Consider the following 16255-nt stretch of genomic DNA (forward strand, 5'->3'; position numbering starts at 1 on the left):
TGCGGCGTCAGTTGTTGCTGCGCGGCGCCAAGCCACGCAATGTGAAAGTGCCGGCCCTGTCCGACACGGTCTTTTCTTCTGAAGCCCTAGATTTTGTGAACTCGCCTCTGTGTGCGAGTTCTCTGTGTGTGACAGCACCCAAGAGGTTCACAACCCAGCCAAGCGCTGGGTTTTTTTTGGTCGCGGTCATCGCAGCAGCTCGAATTGGAACGCCGTGCAGTGCGGCTTGCTCAACAAGGGCGCGGCCTGTTCGCTCGCGCGCTCCCATGCCTCTTTCCAGGTACGCGCGTGCGCCTTCTGTGCTTCGCTCAATGTCTCGCTGCCCGACTCGAGCTGGCTGGCCCATGCCCGGTAGCACTTCACCACTCGGGGCGGTGCGCCAATGTGCTGCTCCAGCAGCCGCAGAAAGGTGAAGCGCGTTTCCATCAGGTCGCGAATGGAAAGGTCGGGACCTTCCAGGCGGACGGTGTAAGGGGGCTCGCGGGGGGCTGTGTTTTCAAACATCGGGCTCGCATGCAAAAGGGCTGCGAGCCAACTTGCCAGGAGCGGGTTGCCGCTCTTCCGAAGGTCTCAGGCCTCGCCTCTAGAAAGGTGTGAGCGGCGGATACTAACGAGGCGTTCGTTGCAAAAAGCGGAACGCCGGTCCCGCTTTGTCCATTTGCGCAGGGCCAGTTTGCGGATGCGCGGCAGCCGTTGTATGCAATTACTGTCCACGGTGCCTGGGCAATCTAGCGCAGGAACACATGCTGCATGAACTGCCTGATCGGGTACTGAATCACGGTCTGCAATCTCGCCGGCAACTCCAGCGGACGCATCAGCATCTTCAGCGTGGTGGCCGCGCTCAGGTTGGTGCGGATGGTGCTGTTCATGTTCGCGCTCAGCGCCTGCACGTAGGCCGCGTCATTGGCGCGCTCGGGCGAGCGTGCCTGCACCACGTGGCGAATCGCGCAGTCGGCGTCCTCGCTCTTGAGTTCGAGCGTGCGCCGCCCGATGGTGCCGAAAACGCGAAACCGGCTCAGCCGCTCCTGCTCGCGGTAGCGGCGAAAGAAGCGGTAGAAATGCTTGTAGTGGTTGACCTCGTCGGTCGCGATGCGCGTGGCCAGATCGCGCAGCACCGGCTCGCTGGTGCTGCGGGCCATGGCGCGGTAGTAGGTGGCGGTGCCTGTTTCCACCACGCAGCGCGCGGTCATCTCCAGGGCGCGCGTGGGGGCCAGCAGCTCGACCTTGCAGTAGGTCGCGTACTCCGTCAGGAAGCCCTGGTAGGCGGTGTCCCATTCGAACTCGGGCCACACATGGCGCACGTAGGCGCGAAGGGCCTTGCCGTGCTGCAGTTCCTCCAGCTCCCAGTGGTTCGACAGCCAGTCGGTGACTTCGTCGTCGCCGCGAAAGAAATCGACCAGGTTCTGGGTGTAGAGGTCGGAGCCGCTTTCAATGAAAGAGGCGGACGTCACCAGGTAGAAGAGGTTCTCGTCGGGTCGTACCGTGTCGAGCGCGATGCGCGAGAAATCGAGGTCCTCGATCCGCCAGTGTTGTTCCGCCTCTTGGCTTGCCATTCGAACTCCTTGATCTTTTATGTCCGTACAAGTACGGATGGCGCAGACCGTCTTTGGTTCTCGTTTTTTGCGCCACGTCACATATTAGCCGTGCCGACTGTGCCATGCAGTTTGCCCCGGCGCGGCGCGGGCGTCATGGCCAAACCTATAATTGTTCGTTCAAGCAAATCAAGCAGTCAGGCCGGTTCGCCGCAGTGGGTTCGACACAGGGTCGCCAGCGCCGCGCCGCCCTCGACAGAAGACGAATCCAAAGATGAGCCAGCCCACATTCACGGTCGCGGACATCCGCAAGACCTTTCTCGATTTCTTCGCGTCCAAGGGCCACACCGTGGTGCCTTCGAGCTCGCTGGTGCCGGGCAACGACCCGACGCTCATGTTCACCAACTCGGGCATGGTCCAGTTCAAGGACGTGTTTCTCGGCGAAGACAAGCGCAGCTACGTGCGCGCCGCATCTGTCCAGGCCTGCCTGCGCGCCGGCGGCAAGCACAACGACCTGGAGAACGTGGGCTACACCGCGCGCCACCACACCTTCTTCGAGATGCTGGGCAACTGGAGCTTTGGCGACTACTTCAAGCGCGAGTCGCTCACCTGGGCCTTCGAGTTGCTGACCAAGGTCTACAAGCTGCCGGCCGACAAGCTCTGGGCTACCGTCTACATCGAGGACGACGAGGCCTACGACATCTGGACCAAGGACATCGGCCTGCCGCCGGAGCGCGTGGTGCGCATCGGCGACAACAAGGGCGGACGCTACATGTCCGACAACTTCTGGATGATGGCCGACACCGGCCCGTGCGGCCCGTGCTCCGAGATCTTCTTCGACCACGGCCCCGAGATCCCCGGCGGCCCGCCCGGCTCGCCCGACGAAGACGGCGACCGCTACATCGAGATCTGGAACAACGTGTTCATGCAGTTCGACATGCAGCCCGACGGCTCGGTCAAGAAACTGCCCGCACCCTGCGTGGACACCGGCATGGGCCTGGAGCGCCTGGCCGCGATCCTGCAGCACGTGCACAGCAACTACGAAATCGACATCTTCGACGCGCTCATCAAGGCCGCGGGTCGCGAGACCGGCACGCAAGACCTGTCGAACAACTCGCTGCGCGTGATTGCCGACCACATTCGCGCCACCTCGTTCCTGGTGGCCGACGGCGTGATTCCGTCGAACGAAGGCCGCGGCTACGTGCAGCGCCGCATCATTCGCCGCGCCATTCGCCACGGCTACAAGCTGGGCCAGAAGAAGCCGTTCTTCCACAAGCTGGTGCCTGATCTGGTGAAGCTCATGGGCGACGCGTACCCCAAGCTCGTGGCCGACGAGAAGAAGATTACCGAGACCTTGAAGGCCGAAGAAGAACGCTTCTTCGAAACGCTGGCCAACGGCATGGAAATTCTTGACGCGGCGCTGGCCGGCGACGCCAAGACGCTGCCCGGCGACGTGGCCTTCAAGCTGCACGACACCTACGGCTTTCCGCTCGACCTGTCGGCCGACGTGTGCCGCGAGCGCGGCGTGAGCGTCGACGAGGCCGGCTTCAATGTGGCCATGGAAAAGCAGAAAGCCGCGGGCCGTGCCGGCGGCAAGTTCAAGATGGACCGCAACGTCGAATACGCCGGCGCGGGCAACACCTTCACCGGCTACGAACACCTCGAAGAAAACGCCAAGGTCGTGGCGCTTTACGTCGAAGGCGCGGCCGTGCAGGAACTGAAGGAAGGCCAGTCAGGCATCGTGGTGCTCGACACCACGCCCTTCTATGCCGAGAGCGGCGGCCAGGTCGGCGACCAGGGCGTGATCGTTGCCGAGGGCGTGCAGTTCGGCGTCGACGACACGCAGAAGATCAAGGCCGACGTGTTCGGCCACCACGGCACGCAGACGCAGGGCACGCTGAAGGTGGGCGACGCGGTGAAGGCCGCGGTCGACATCGCGCGGCGCAACGCCACCATGCGCAACCACTCGGTCACCCACCTGATGCACAAGGCCCTGCGCGAAGTGCTCGGCGACCATGTGCAGCAAAAAGGCTCGCTGGTCGATGCCGACAAGACCCGCTTCGACTTCGCGCACAACGCGGCCGTGTCGCGCGAGCAGATCCTCGAAATCGAAAAGCGCGTCAACGCCGAAGTGCTGGCCAATGCGCCCACCCAGGCCCGCGTGATGGACATGGAGGCGGCCCAGAAGACCGGCGCCATGATGCTGTTCGGCGAGAAGTACGGCGACAGCGTGCGCGTGCTCGACATCGGCTCCAGCCGCGAGCTGTGCGGTGGCACCCATGTGGGCCGCACGGGCGACATCGGCCTGTTCAAGATCGTCAGCGAAGGCGGCGTGGCCGCCGGCGTGCGCCGCATCGAAGCGGTCACGGGCGCCAATGCGCTGAGCTATCTGCAAGACCTGGAGTCGACCGTGCACAGCGTGGCCGCCACGCTGCGCACGCCGGCCGCGGAACTGCAAGGCCGCCTCACGCAGGTGCTCGACCAGGTGAGGGCGCTCGAGCGCGAAGTGGGTGCGCTCAAGGGCAAGCTTGCTTCGTCGAAGGGCGACGAACTGGTGTCGCAGGCCGTGGACGTCAACGGCCTGAAGCTGCTGGTCGCCAAGCTCGACGGCGCGGACGCCAAGACGCTGCGCGACACCATGGACAAGCTGAAGGACAAGCTCAAGACCGCCGTGATCGTGCTGGCCGCCGCGGATGGCGACAAGGTGCAGATTGCGGCCGGCGTCACCGCCGACAGCGTGGGCAAGGTCAAGGCTGGCGAGCTGGTCAACTTCGTGGCCCAGCAGGTCGGTGGCAAGGGCGGCGGCAAGGCCGACATGGCCATGGCCGGCGGCACCAACGCCGCGGGCCTGGCGGCCGCGCTGCAATCGGTGCAGGCCTGGGTCGCGCAACGCGCCTGACCCCGCCACTCACCACACAGCCTCACCGGACACACGCGCTTCATGCCTGAAGACATTCCCGGTGAGGTGCTTGTAATGGGCGCCGGCACCATCGGCTGCTTCATCGGCGGCAGCCTCGCGGCAGCGGGTGTGCCAGTGACCTTCGTGGGCCGTCCGCGTGTGCTCGACAAGCTCGCCACGCACGGCCTCACGCTCACGGACATCGACGGCAACAAGCTCAAGCTGCCCGCCGCGCGGTTGCAGCTGAGCGAGCAGGTGCCCCCCGGTGCGCAGCCCGCCTTGGTGCTGCTGTGCGTGAAGAGCGGCGCCACGGCCGAGGCCGCCGCCGAGCTCGCGTTCGCCTTGCCCGCAGGCACCACGGTGGTGTCTTTGCAGAACGGCATTTCCAACTGCGCGGCGGCATCGCTGGCCGGCCCGTCGCTCAATGTGCGCGCCGGCATGGTGCCGTACAACGTGGCCGAGATCGGCCAAGGCGCCTTCCACCGCGGCACGCCTGGCCGGCTCGCCGCCGAAGACGACGCGGCGCTGCGCCCCTGGCTCGACGTGTTCGCGCGCGCCGGCGTGCCGCTCGACCTGCATGCCGACCTGGTGCCCGTGCAGTGGGGCAAGCTGATGCTCAACCTCAACAACCCGGTCAATGCGCTGTCGGGCCTGCCGCTGCGCGACGAGCTGATGCAGCGCGGCTACCGCCGCTGCTTCGCGTCGCTGATCGAAGAGGCGCTGAGCATACTGAACGTCGCGGGCATCACGCCGGCGCAGGTGGCCGCGGTGCCGGCCCATCGGCTGCCCGGCCTGCTGCGCCTGCCCGACTGGCTGTTTCGCATCGTTGCGGCGCGCATGCTGCGGGTCGACGCCAAGGCGCGCTCCAGCATGGCCGACGACCTGGCGCTGGGCCGCCGCACCGAGATCGATTCGCTCAGCGGCGAGGTGGTGCGGCTCGCGCAGGAGCATGGGCTGAGCGCGCCGCGCAATGCGCGCATGGTGGCGCTGCTCGAGGCCTGGCCGCAAAGCCCCAGGCGCTGGACGGCACGCCAATTGCAGGACGCCCTGGGCCTCTAGCGTTCAGCCCTGTACCCTCGGCTGCATCGCTGGATGGCGGCTTCAAAAAGGGTTGTTCTCATGCAGGTACTGATTCTTGGCAGCGGTGTCATCGGCACGTCGGTGGCGTATTACCTGGCGCGCGCCGGGCACGAGGTGACGGTGCTGGAGCGCCAGCCGGCCCCCGCGCTCGAAACCAGCTTCGGCAACGCGGGCGAGGTGTCGCCCGGCTACTCCGCGCCATGGGCCGGGCCGGGCGTGCCGGTGAAGGCCGTCAAGTGGATGCTGATGCAGCACAGCCCGCTGGTCATCAAGCCCATGCTCGACCCCGCCATGTGGCGCTGGGGCCTGTCGATGCTGCGCAACTGCACCCAGGCGCGCTACGAGGTCAACAAGGGCCGCATGGTGCGGCTGGCCGAGTACAGCCGCGATTGCATGAAGGCGCTGCGCGCCGACACCGGCATTGCCTACGACGAGCGCATGCAGGGCACGCTGCAGCTGTTTCGCACGCAGCAGCAGCTCGACGGCACCTCGAAAGACGTGGAGGTGCTCCAGGCCTCGGGCGTGCCTTACCAGGTGCTCGACCGCGAAGGCTGCGTGCAGTACGAGCCCGCGCTCGCGGCCGTCAAGGACAAGTTCGTCGGCGGCCTGCGCCTGCCCGGCGACGAGACCGGCGACTGCTTCAAGTTCACGCAGGCGCTGGCCAAGCTGGCCGAGGCCGAGGGCGTGGTCTTCAAGTTCGGCGTCAACATCCAGGCCATCGAACACGACGCGGCCAAGGGCGTGACCGCGGTGCGCACCGACCAGGGCAGCTTCACCGCCGACCGCTACGTGGTCGCGCTCGGCAGCTATTCGCCCGCGCTGGTCAAGCCGCTGGGCATCGATTTGCCGGTGTACCCGGTCAAGGGTTTTTCGATCACCGTGCCCATCACCGATGCCACCGGCGCGCCCGAATCGACCGTGATGGACGAGACCTTCAAGGTGGCCGTCACGCGGCTGGGCGAGCGCATTCGCGTGGGCGGCACGGCGCAGCTTTCGGGCTTCGACCTGCGGCTGGACGCGGGCCGGCGCGACACGCTCGAACACGTGGTGACCGACCTGTTTCCGCGCGGCGGCAATGTGCGCGACGCCTCCTTTTGGACCGGCCTGCGCCCCATGACGCCCGATGGCACGCCGCTGATCGGCGCCACGCGCATTCCCAACCTGATGCTGAGTACCGGCCACGGCACGCTGGGCTGGACCATGGCGGCGGGCACCGGCCGCGTGATGGCAGACCTGATCGCGGGCAGGGCGCCCGAGATCGACATGGAAGGCCTCACCGTGGCGCGCTACGGCTGAGCAGCACCCGGCGCAAAGCTCCCGGCAGAGCTCCCCCAACGCTCCTCTTTCGCAGGGCGGCCCCCACAAGGGCCGCCCTGTTTTCGTTGCGTTACTTCTTCGTTCCAGTGATCTAGGGTTTCTACTTAGTCATGAAGTTGTCTTCATCGGTATTCTTCGTTTTGTTCCATTAATAAATCGTTGTTTCATTAGAGAAACAAACACCGAACCCACGGACCCGATGCAACACACACGCCGCCACGCCCTTGCCGCTGCTCTTGCCGCAGTCATTTCGTTGGCCGCCGCGTGCGCCCCCGGGCTCGCCTGGGCAGACAGCTACCCGAGCAAGCCGATCACGCTGGTCGTGGCCTATCCGGCCGGCGGCGACACCGATGCCCTGGCGCGGCTGTTCGCCGAAAAGCTCGCCACCCGCGTCGGCCAGCCCGTGGTGGTCGACAACCGCCCGGGCGCCAGCGGCATCATCGGCAGCGCCTATGTGTCCAAGGCCGCGCCCGACGGCTACACGCTGCTGCTCGCACCCAGCACCTTCTCCATTGCGCAGCTGGTGCTCAAGGCCAACGGCTCGTCGGGCTACGACGTGCTGAACGGCTTCACGCCCATCGTGCAGACCGGCAGCCTGCCGCTCTTTCTGGTGGCCAGCGGCAGCAGCGGCCTTGCCACCCTGAAGGACGCCGTGGCAGCGGCCAAGGGCGGCAAGTCGCTGAGCTATGCGAGCCCGGGCAGCGGCTCGCCGATGCACATTCTGGGCGAGATGTTCGCCCGCGCCTCGGGCGCCAGCCTGGCGCACGTGCCGTACAAGGGCGTGGCACCGGCCGTCAACGATCTGCTGGGCGGCCATGTGCCCATCTCGTTCATCACGCTCGGCCCGGTGTCGCCTTACTTCGCCAACGGCAAGCTGCGCGCGCTGGCCGTGGCCTCGGCCCAGCGTTCGCCGCTCGCGCCCAATGTGCCGACGCTGGCCGAGCAGGGCTACAGCGACGTCGAGGTGACCGCATGGAACGGCCTCTGGGGCCCGCGCAACCTGCCGCCCGAGATCGTGAAAACGCTCAACGGCCACTTCAACGACATCCTGAAGATGCCCGACATCGCCGCGCGTATGGCCGTGCTGGGCACCACGCCCGTGGGCGGCAGCGCCGACGTGCTGGGCAAGACCAACGCCGCCGACTACGCGCGCTTCGGCAAGGTCATCAAGGAGCTCGGCATCCAGGCCGACTGAACCCGCAAGACATTCCCATGACCGAACTCAAAGCCATTCCCGACCCCTCGAGCCTGCAGGCGCTGCTGGCCGAACTGCCCGCCAATCTGCTGGCCGGACGCCGCGTACTCGTGACCGGCGGCGCGCGCGGCCTGGGCCTGGCTTTCGCGCAGTGCATCGCGGCGGCGGGTGCCAGCGTGGTGCTGGCCGACATCCTGGGCGAGCTGGCCGAGAGCGAGGCGAAGGCGCTGCGCGAAGCGGGCCGCACCGCCCATGCGCTGAGCGTCGACCTGTCGAACCCCGATTCGATCGTGGCCTGTGCCAATGAAGCCATCCGCCTGCTCGGCGGGCTCGACGGCCTGGTCAACAACGCGGCCATCACCAACTCGGGCGGGCGGGACGCGCACCAGCTGGAAGTCGACATGTGGGACCGCGTGATGAGCGTCAATGTGCGCGGCAGCTGGCTCATGGGCCGTGCCTGCCGCGGTGCGCTGGCCCAAAGCGGCCGTGGCGCCATCGTCAACCTCGCCTCCGACACCGCGCTGTGGGGCGCGCCCAACCTGCTGGCCTATGCGTCGAGCAAGGGCGCCGTCATTGCCATGACGCGCTCGCTGGCGCGCGAATGGGGCGGCGACAACATCACCGTCAACGCCGTGGCGCCCGGTCTCACGCTGGTGGAGGCCACCGAATACGTGCCCATGGCGCGCCACCAGAAATACCTCGAAGGCCGCGCCATTCCGCGCGAGCAGCAAGCCGCCGACGTGTGCGGCGCCACGCTGTTCCTGCTGTCCGGCCTGGCGCGCTTCATGACGGGCCAGCTGCTGGCCGTCAACGGCGGCTTTGCGATGCACTGACCCCCCGCAGGCGACACCCACTTTTTCGACCAAGGAGTTTCCCGATGAGCGATTTGTCCGAACAGCAAAAGATCACCGATGCACCCGCCACCACCCTGGCGCAGCCCGAAGGCACGAGCCTCGCGGAGTGGATGAACAGCCGCATCGCGCGCTACGAAACCCGCAAGTACGACTGGGACGCGCTGAAGTTCCAGGCCGACTTCGACCCCAAGTTCCGCCGCGCGCAGATGCGCTACGTGGGCACCGGCGGCACCGGCATTGCCGCGGACGTCAACACCGTGCCCGCCGAGCACTTCACCTTCTCCACCATGGTGATTCCCGCCGGCCACGAAGGCCCGCCGCATCTGCACACCGACGTGGAAGAAGTGTTCTTCCTGATCCGCGGCAAGCTCAAGGTGGTGATCGAGAAAGACGGCGAGCGCTTCGAAACCATCATGACCGACCGCGACCTGATCTCGGTGCCGCCCGGCGTGTACCGCGAGGAGATCAACATCGGCGACGAAGACGCGCTGATGTGCGTGATGCTGGGCGCGAAGAAGCCGGTGACGCCTACATACCCGGCCGATCACCCGCTTGCGAAGATCAAGCGCTGAGCTCGCCGTGAACGACGCCATCACCCCTCAAGCACCGACCCTGCCGGCCTCCGAGCTGGCACGGCTCGACGCGCGCTTTCCGGCCCGCAACGTCGCGGTTGGCGGTGGTGCCGTGGTGTCGGTGCGCGAGTGCGGCCAGGGCCCGGTGGTCGTGTGCCTGCACGGCATCGGCTCGGGCGCGGCGTCGTGGATCGACACCGCCGCACTGCTGGCGTCGCAGGCCCGCTTCATCGCGTGGGACGCGCCGGGCTACGGTGAATCGACCCCGCTCGACAACGTGGCACCGACCGCGGCCGACTACGCCGCACGGCTGAGTTCTTTGCTCGACGCGCTCGCCATCGATTCCTGCGTGCTGGTCGGCCATTCGCTGGGCGCCATCACCGCCGCGGCGGCCGCGCGCACCGACACCCGCATTCGCCGCCTCGTGCTCGTGAGCCCGGCCATCGGCTACGGCGCGGCGCACCGTGCGCAAGCCCGCGCCAGGGTCCGCACGGAGCGCCTGGCCACGCTCGACGAACTCGGCATCGCCGGCATGGCCGCGCAGCGCGCCGGCCGGCTGGTGTCCGACAAGGCCAGCGAGCACGCCCGCTTGTGGGTGCGCTGGAACATGGCGCGGCTGAACGACCAGGGCTACCGCCAGGCCGTCGAACTGCTGTGCAACGCCGACCTGCTGGCCGACCTGCCGCCGCCCGTGCCGGTGCGCGTGGCCTGCGGCGCACTCGACGTGGTCACGCCGCCCGCCAGCTGCGAAGAGGTTGCGCGCCGCTGCGGCGTGCCGCTCGAATTGTTGGACGATGCGGGGCACGCCGGCTATGTGGAACAACCGCAGGCCGTGGCCGCACTGCTGCGCGAATCGCTCGCGGGCTGAGCGCAACGAACACAAGACATCCAAGGAAACAACAGGCATGGCCACCAACGACAACGAAGTGATGGAAGAGGGCGCGGACCGCTACAACGTGCCCGCGCTGGAGCGCGGCCTGCGCGTGCTGTGCGAGTTCAGCCGCGAGAACCGCACGCTCTCCGCGCCCGAGCTGGCCCGCCGCTTCGACCTGCCGCGCTCCACCGTGTTCCGCCTGCTCACCACGCTGGAGAACATGGGTTTCCTGGAGCGCGCCGAGGGCGGGCGCGACTACCGCCTGGGCATGGCCGTGCTGCGCCTGGGCTTCGAATATCTCGCCTCGCTGGAGCTCACGCAGCTGGGCACGCCGCTGCTCAATCGCCTGTGCGACGAGCTGCGCACGCCCTGCAACCTGGTGGTGCGCGACGGCCGTTCCATCGTCTATGTGGCCAAGGTGGCGCCGCCCACGCCCTTCGCGAGTTCGGTCAGCGTGGGCACGCGGCTGCCGGCCCATGCCACCGTGCTCGGGCGCATCCTGCTCGAAGACCTCACGCTGCCGCAACTGCGCGCTCTCTACCCAGAGGACAAGCTCGAGACCTTCTCGCCGAACACGCCCAAAACCGTGACCGAACTCTTCGACATGGTGCAGGCCGACCGCCAGCGCGGCTATGTGTTGGGCGAGGGCTTCTTCGAATCCAACATCTCCAGCATTGCCGCACCAGTGCGCGACCACAGCGGGCACATCGTCGCGGCGCTGGGCGCCACCATCACGGCGAGCCACATCGAGGAAAGCCGCATGGACGAAATGGTGCAGCGCGTGCGCGTCACCGCCGACGAAATCTCGGGCCTTCTCAACTATTCGCCCGCGCGCTCCGCCAAGGTGGTGCCGCTGCGCAGCGCCTGAACGCCATGACGATGCAGCCTTCATCCTTCTTTGCCGCCGATGCGCTGGCCGGCCGCGTGGCCGTGGTCACGGGCGGGTCGTCGGGCATCGGCCTGGCCACCGTCGAGCTGCTGCTGGGCTGCGGCGCCGCGGTGGCGCTGTGCGGGCGCAATGCCGAGCGGCTCGACGCCGCCGTGGCGGGCCTGCGCCAGCAGCATCCGAACGCCAAGCTCTTCGCGCAGCCTTGCGACGTGCGCGACGCCGCGTCGGTGCGCGCCTTTGCCGCCGCGAGCGAGGCGGCCATCGGCCCGGCTTCGATGCTCGTCAACAACGCCGGCCAGGGCCGCGTGTCCACCTTCGCCGACACCGACGACGCGGCCTGGACCGAAGAGCTGCACCTGAAGTTCTTCTCGGTGATTCACCCCACGCGCGCCTTTCTGCCGCAGCTTGCTACGCAGCGCGCGGCACTGGGCGATGCGTCCATCGTCTGCGCCAACTCGCTGCTCGCGCGCCAGCCGGAGCCGCACATGGTCGCCACCTCGGCCGCGCGCGCCGGCCTGCTGAACCTGGTGCGTTCCATGGCCACCGAGTTCGCGCCGCAGGGCGTGCGCGTCAACGGCATCCTGCTGGGGCTGGTCGAGTCGGGCCAGTGGCGCCGCCGCTTCGAGGCGCGCGAGGACCGGTCGCTCGACTGGGCCGCATGGAGCGGCCAGCTCGCAACCGACAAACACATTCCGCTGGCTCGCCTGGGGCTTCCGAGCGAAGCCGCGCGCGCCATTCTTTTTCTGGCATCACCGCTCGCGTCGTACACGACCGGCAGCCACATCGACATCTCTGGAGGCCTTTCACGCCATGCATGACTCTTCGAACAACAACACAGTCACCGTCGGCGCCGTGGTCGCCGCCTTTCTGGAGCAGTGCGGCGTCAAGGCGGCCTTCGGCGTCATCTCGATCCACAACATGCCCATCCTCGATGCCTTCGCGCAGCGCGGTGCCATCCGCTTTGTGCCGGCGCGCGGCGAGGCCGGCGCGGGCAACATGGCCGACGCCTATGCGCGCTCCACGGCCAGCCTGGGCGTGTGCCTCACCAGCACCGGCCCGGCCGCCGGCAACATCGCGGGCAGCATGGTCGAGGCCCTGACGGCCGGCGCGCCGCTGCTGCACATCACCGGGCAGATCGAAACGCAGTACCTCGACAAGGGCATGTCGTACATCCACGAGGCGCCCGACCAGCTCACCATGCTCAAGGCCGTGTCCAAGGCGGCCCTGCGCGTGCGCAGCGTGGAGACGGTGCTGGGCACGCTCAAGCGCGCGGTGCAGCTCGCCATGACGGCGCCGAGCGGCCCGGTGAGCGTGGAGATTCCTATCGACATTCAGTCGGCGCTGACGACCATGCCGGCCGACCTGTCCCCGCTGCCCATCGAGCGGCCCGTGCCGTCGAAGGCCTCGCTCGACGCGCTGGCCACGCGCCTGGGCGGGGCCACGCGGCCGATGCTCTGGGTGGGTGGCGGTGCGCGCCATGCACGCGGCGCCATCCAGCGCCTGCAGAAGCTGGGCTTTGGCGTGGTCACGACCACGCAAGGCCGCGGCACGGTGCCTGAAGACGATGCCGGCTCGCTCGGCTCGTACAACATCCACAAGCCGGTGGAGGCGCTGTACCAGCGCTGCGACGCGATGCTGGTGGTCGGCTCGCGCCTGCGCGGCAATGAAACGCTCAAGTACGAGCTGAAGCTGCCGCGCCCGCTGCTGCGCATCGACGCCGACGCCGCCGCCGAAGGCCGCGGCTACACCACCGACCTGTTCGTGTGCGGCGACGCCGCGCTGGCCCTCGAAGGCCTGGCCGACCGCCTCGAAGCCGCCGGCTACAAGGCCGACCCCGCGCTGCTGACCGAACTGCGCACCGCGCACGCACAGGCCGTGGCCTCGCTCACCGACGGCCTCGGCCCGTACACAGAGCTGGTGAAGGCGCTGCAGTCGGTCGCCGGCCGCAACTTCAACTGGGTGCGCGACGTCACCGTGTCGAACAGCACCTGGGGCAACCGCGAACTGCGCATCTTCGAACCCAGCGCCGGCGTGCACGCCACGGGCGGCGGCATCGGCCAAGGCATGCCCATGGCCATCGGCGCGGCCATTGGCGCGGCAGAAACCGCATCGGGCCGCAAGACCTTCTGCCTGGCCGGCGACGGCGGCTTCATCCTGAACCTGGGCGAACTCGCAACCGCGGTGCAGGAAGAGGCCGACATGGTCATCGTGCTCATGAACGACAAGGGCTACGGCGTCATCAAGAACATTCAGGACGCGCAGTACGGCGGCCGACGCTGCTACGCCGACCTGCACACGCCCGACTACGCGCTGCTGTGCAAGTCGCTGTCTCTGCCGCACGCCCGTGTGCAGCACGTCGACGAACTGAAGGCCGGGCTGGGCGAGGCGCTGTCGAAGAAGGGCCCGTTCCTGCTGGAGATCGACATGCTCTCCATCGGCAACTTCAAGAGCGCCTTCGCGGGCCCGCCGACCAACACCGTCACGCAGATTCCGGCGCTCAGCAAGGCCGCCGCTTCGGTGGCGTGAACAAGGTGAACGAGTTGCCCGCACTTCGCATTGCGCTCATCGGCTGCGGTGCCATCGGCACCTCGGTGCTCGAACTGCTTCAGGGCGATGCCGCGCTGAAGGTGGTCGCCATCGTCGTGCCCGCGGAAGGCATGGCCGCCGCGCAAGAGACGGCGCAGCGGCTCGCGCCCGGCGTGCAGGTGGCCAGCAGCGTGCCCGCCGACGGCATCGACCTGGTGGTCGAGACCGCGGGCCATGCCGCCATCGAGCAGCACGTGCTGCCCGCGCTGGCCCGGGGCACGCCCTGCGTGGTGGCCTCTGTCGGCGCGCTGTCGGCCGAGGGCTTCGCCGAAAAGCTCGAAGCCGCGGCCGTGGCCGGCCGCACGCAGGTGCAGCTGATTGCGGGCGCCATCGGTGCCATCGACGCGCTCGCCGCCGCCCGCATCGGCGGCCTGGACAGCGTGCGCTACACCGGCCGCAAGCCGCCGCAGGCATGGAGGGGCACACCGGCCGAGCAGGGCCGCGACCTCGATGCGCTGACGCAGCAGACCGTGATCTTCGAAGGCAGTGCGCGAGAAGCGGCCTTGCTCTATCCGAAGAACGCGAACGTCGCGGCCACCGTCTCGCTCGCGGGGCTGGGGCTCGACAAGACGCAGGTGCGCCTGATCGCCGACCCGGCCACCACCGAGAACGTGCACACCGTCGAAGCCGAAGGCGCCTTCGGCAGCTTCGAGCTGACCATGCGCAACAAGCCGCTGGCAGCCAACCCCAAGACCTCCGCACTGACCGTGTACAGCGCCGTGCGCGCGCTGCGCAACCGCGTGGCCGCGCTGGCCATCTGACCCTTCGGATCCGACCCTTCGAGCCTGACCCTTCGAGCCACCCCATGATTTCTTCCGAACTCCTTCCCATCTGCATCGCCGGCGAATGGCGCCTGGGCGGCGGCGACGTCTACGAAAGCCTCTACCCCGCCACGGGCGAGCCCATTGCGCGCCTGAAGGCCGCGAGCCTGGCCGACGTGGAAGAGGCCATCACCCGCGCCGACCACGCCTTTCGCACCAGCGGATGGGCCCAGCGCCTGCCGCACGAGCGTGCCGCCGTGCTGCACCGCGTGGCGCAGCTGATTCGCGAAGAGGGCGAGTCGCTTGCGCAGAAGCAGCGGCTGGACAACGGCAAGCCCATCACCGAAACGCGCAACCTCGTGGCCAGCGCCGCGGCCACGTTCCAGTTCTTTGCGGCCGCACTGGAAACGCTCGAAGAAACCATCACCCCGTCGCGCGGCGCCTTCGTGACCATGAGCGTGCACGAGCCGATGGGCGTGGTCGCGGCCATCACCCCATGGAACTCGCCCATCGCCAGCGAGGCGCAGAAGCTGGCGCCCGCGCTGGCGGCCGGCAACGCGGTGGTCGTCAAGCCCGCCGAAGTCACGCCGCTGATGGCGCTGGAGCTGGCCCGCATCTGCGAGCAGGCCGGCGTGCCCAAGGGCATCGTGAGCGTGTTGCCGGGCCGGGGCTCGGTGATCGGCGACGCCATCACCAAGCACCCGCTGGTCAAGCGCGTGTCGTTCACCGGTGGCACCACCACCGGCAAGCACATTGCCCACATTGCGGCCGACAAGATGATGCCGGTGTCGCTGGAGCTGGGTGGCAAGTCGGCCACCATGGTGCTGGACGATGCCGACCTCGACCATGCGGTGAGCGGTGTGCTGTACGGCATCTTCAGTTCGTCGGGCGAGTCGTGCATTGCGGGCTCGCGGCTGTTCGTGGCGCGCGGTATCTATGACGAATTTCTCACGCGGCTGGCCGAGGGTGCCAACGCGCTGCGCGTGGGCGACCCGGCGTCGGAGCGCACGCAGATGGGCCCGCTCATCACGGCGAAGCACCGCGAGGGCATCGAGCGTTATGTGGAACTGGGCGTGTCCGAGGGCGGGCGCATCCGCACCGGTGGTGTGCGTCCACACGGCGCGGGCTATGACAGCGGCTACTTCTACCGTCCGACGATCATCGAAGGCCTGACCAACAGTGCGCGCACGGCGCAGGAAGAAATCTTCGGTCCGGTGCTGGTGGCGATGCCGTTCGACACCGAGGAAGAACTCATCGCGCAGGCCAACGACAGCATCTATGCATTGGCAGCTGGCGTATGGAGCCGCGACTTCAAGCGTGCCTGGCGGCTGGGTCGTGCGGTGCAGGCCGGCACGGTGTGGGTCAACACGTACAAGCAGTTCTCGGTGTCGACGCCGTTCGGTGGTTGGCGCGACAGCGGTCTGGGCCGTGAGAAGGGCCGCGAGGGCATCTTTCAGTACATGGAGCAGAAGAGCATGTACTGGGGCACGAACGAGCAACCTCTGCCGTGGGCGCTGGGATGAAATTGTTGTCTTCGCTTCGTCGTGTTGTGCGTTCTGGGCTCCGTTCAGGGGTCCGTTCAGGGCGCGCCCACGCCGACGGGGTGCCTTGCTCCGCGAATGTCCCCCGCTTCGCTCCTCCTTTATTTCGCTGCGCAAGGCACCCCATCGGCGTGTGCGTCTTCAGAGCCAGGGTT

General features: G+C 67.8%; 14 protein-coding genes. 12 read left to right on the forward strand and 2 right to left on the reverse strand.

Annotated features, from left to right (window positions below; genetic code table 11):
- Nucleotides 1-186: 186 nt before the first annotated feature.
- Together VLK31_RS06110 and VLK31_RS06115 are read right to left on the reverse strand one after the other, a co-directional pair.
- Nucleotides 187-504: a hypothetical protein gene (locus tag VLK31_RS06110; protein WP_409167495.1), complete on the reverse strand. Its 318-nt coding sequence runs from the start codon at nt 502-504 to the stop codon at nt 187-189.
- 224 nt (nt 505-728) lie between these two features.
- On the reverse strand, nt 729-1553 hold the full coding sequence (locus VLK31_RS06115) for a ferritin-like domain-containing protein (RefSeq protein WP_409167496.1): 825 nt from the start codon (nt 1551-1553) through the stop codon (nt 729-731).
- Nucleotides 1554-1806: 253 nt separating this feature from the next.
- Here VLK31_RS06115 and alaS point away from each other — a divergent pair, with 253 nt between their 5' ends.
- The 12 genes from alaS to VLK31_RS06175 all read left to right on the forward strand — a co-directional run bounded on the left by alaS (nt 1807) and on the right by VLK31_RS06175 (nt 16082).
- Entirely contained in the window at nt 1807-4431 is a 2625-nt protein-coding gene (gene alaS / locus VLK31_RS06120) for an alanine--tRNA ligase (protein WP_409167497.1), read from the forward strand.
- A gap of 42 nt (nt 4432-4473) precedes the next feature.
- A complete protein-coding gene (locus tag VLK31_RS06125) occupies nt 4474-5490 on the forward strand; it encodes a 2-dehydropantoate 2-reductase (RefSeq protein WP_409167498.1) in 1017 nt (338 codons plus the stop codon).
- Nucleotides 5491-5550: 60 nt separating this feature from the next.
- Nucleotides 5551-6807 (forward strand): D-amino acid dehydrogenase, encoded by a 1257-nt coding sequence (locus VLK31_RS06130; protein ID WP_409167499.1) that lies wholly within the window; start codon nt 5551-5553, stop codon nt 6805-6807.
- 220 nt (nt 6808-7027) lie between these two features.
- A complete protein-coding gene (locus tag VLK31_RS06135; RefSeq protein WP_409167500.1) occupies nt 7028-8023 on the forward strand; it encodes a Bug family tripartite tricarboxylate transporter substrate binding protein in 996 nt (331 codons plus the stop codon).
- 17 nt (nt 8024-8040) lie between these two features.
- A complete protein-coding gene (locus tag VLK31_RS06140) occupies nt 8041-8856 on the forward strand; it encodes an SDR family oxidoreductase (protein ID WP_409167501.1) in 816 nt (271 codons plus the stop codon).
- Nucleotides 8857-8900: 44 nt separating this feature from the next.
- Entirely contained in the window at nt 8901-9449 is a 549-nt protein-coding gene (locus tag VLK31_RS06145) for a cupin domain-containing protein (RefSeq protein WP_409167502.1), read from the forward strand.
- 7 nt (nt 9450-9456) lie between these two features.
- Nucleotides 9457-10317, forward strand: a complete 861-nt coding sequence (locus VLK31_RS06150; RefSeq protein WP_409167503.1) for an alpha/beta fold hydrolase — start codon at nt 9457-9459, stop codon at nt 10315-10317.
- A gap of 37 nt (nt 10318-10354) precedes the next feature.
- Nucleotides 10355-11191 carry an IclR family transcriptional regulator gene (locus tag VLK31_RS06155; RefSeq protein ID WP_409167504.1) on the forward strand — a complete coding sequence of 279 codons (837 nt, stop codon included), beginning with the start codon at nt 10355-10357 and terminating at the stop codon, nt 11189-11191.
- Between the two features lie 11 nt (nt 11192-11202).
- Entirely contained in the window at nt 11203-12030 is an 828-nt protein-coding gene (locus VLK31_RS06160; protein ID WP_409167505.1) for an SDR family oxidoreductase, read from the forward strand.
- Nucleotides 12023-13738 (forward strand): thiamine pyrophosphate-binding protein, encoded by a 1716-nt coding sequence (locus VLK31_RS06165; protein WP_409167506.1) that lies wholly within the window; start codon nt 12023-12025, stop codon nt 13736-13738. Before VLK31_RS06160 ends, VLK31_RS06165 begins: the two co-directional genes overlap by 8 nt.
- Nucleotides 13739-13752: 14 nt before the next feature.
- Entirely contained in the window at nt 13753-14559 is an 807-nt protein-coding gene (locus VLK31_RS06170; protein ID WP_409167507.1) for an aspartate dehydrogenase, read from the forward strand.
- 44 nt (nt 14560-14603) lie between these two features.
- Entirely contained in the window at nt 14604-16082 is a 1479-nt protein-coding gene (locus tag VLK31_RS06175; RefSeq protein WP_409167508.1) for an aldehyde dehydrogenase, read from the forward strand.
- The last annotated feature ends 173 nt before the right edge of the window (nt 16083-16255 follow it).

This window comes from Variovorax sp. H27-G14, assembly GCF_046156345.1.
In the GTDB taxonomy this organism is placed as follows: Bacteria; Pseudomonadota; Gammaproteobacteria; order Burkholderiales; family Burkholderiaceae_C; genus Variovorax.

What these genes read in the sequence shown, in the direction of transcription:
- VLK31_RS06110 (WP_409167495.1), bottom strand. Translation starts at nt 504, where the DNA reads ATGTTTGAAAACACAGCCCCCCGCGAGCCCCCTTACACCGTCCGCCTG.
- VLK31_RS06115 (WP_409167496.1), bottom strand. Translation starts at nt 1,553, where the DNA reads ATGGCAAGCCAAGAGGCGGAACAACACTGGCGGATCGAGGACCTCGAT.
- alaS (WP_409167497.1), top strand. Translation starts at nt 1,807, where the DNA reads ATGAGCCAGCCCACATTCACGGTCGCGGACATCCGCAAGACCTTTCTC.
- VLK31_RS06125 (WP_409167498.1), top strand. Translation starts at nt 4,474, where the DNA reads ATGCCTGAAGACATTCCCGGTGAGGTGCTTGTAATGGGCGCCGGCACC.
- VLK31_RS06130 (WP_409167499.1), top strand. Translation starts at nt 5,551, where the DNA reads ATGCAGGTACTGATTCTTGGCAGCGGTGTCATCGGCACGTCGGTGGCG.
- VLK31_RS06135 (WP_409167500.1), top strand. Translation starts at nt 7,028, where the DNA reads ATGCAACACACACGCCGCCACGCCCTTGCCGCTGCTCTTGCCGCAGTC.
- VLK31_RS06140 (WP_409167501.1), top strand. Translation starts at nt 8,041, where the DNA reads ATGACCGAACTCAAAGCCATTCCCGACCCCTCGAGCCTGCAGGCGCTG.
- VLK31_RS06145 (WP_409167502.1), top strand. Translation starts at nt 8,901, where the DNA reads ATGAGCGATTTGTCCGAACAGCAAAAGATCACCGATGCACCCGCCACC.
- VLK31_RS06155 (WP_409167504.1), top strand. Translation starts at nt 10,355, where the DNA reads ATGGCCACCAACGACAACGAAGTGATGGAAGAGGGCGCGGACCGCTAC.
- VLK31_RS06160 (WP_409167505.1), top strand. Translation starts at nt 11,203, where the DNA reads ATGCAGCCTTCATCCTTCTTTGCCGCCGATGCGCTGGCCGGCCGCGTG.
- VLK31_RS06165 (WP_409167506.1), top strand. Translation starts at nt 12,023, where the DNA reads ATGCATGACTCTTCGAACAACAACACAGTCACCGTCGGCGCCGTGGTC.
- VLK31_RS06175 (WP_409167508.1), top strand. Translation starts at nt 14,604, where the DNA reads ATGATTTCTTCCGAACTCCTTCCCATCTGCATCGCCGGCGAATGGCGC.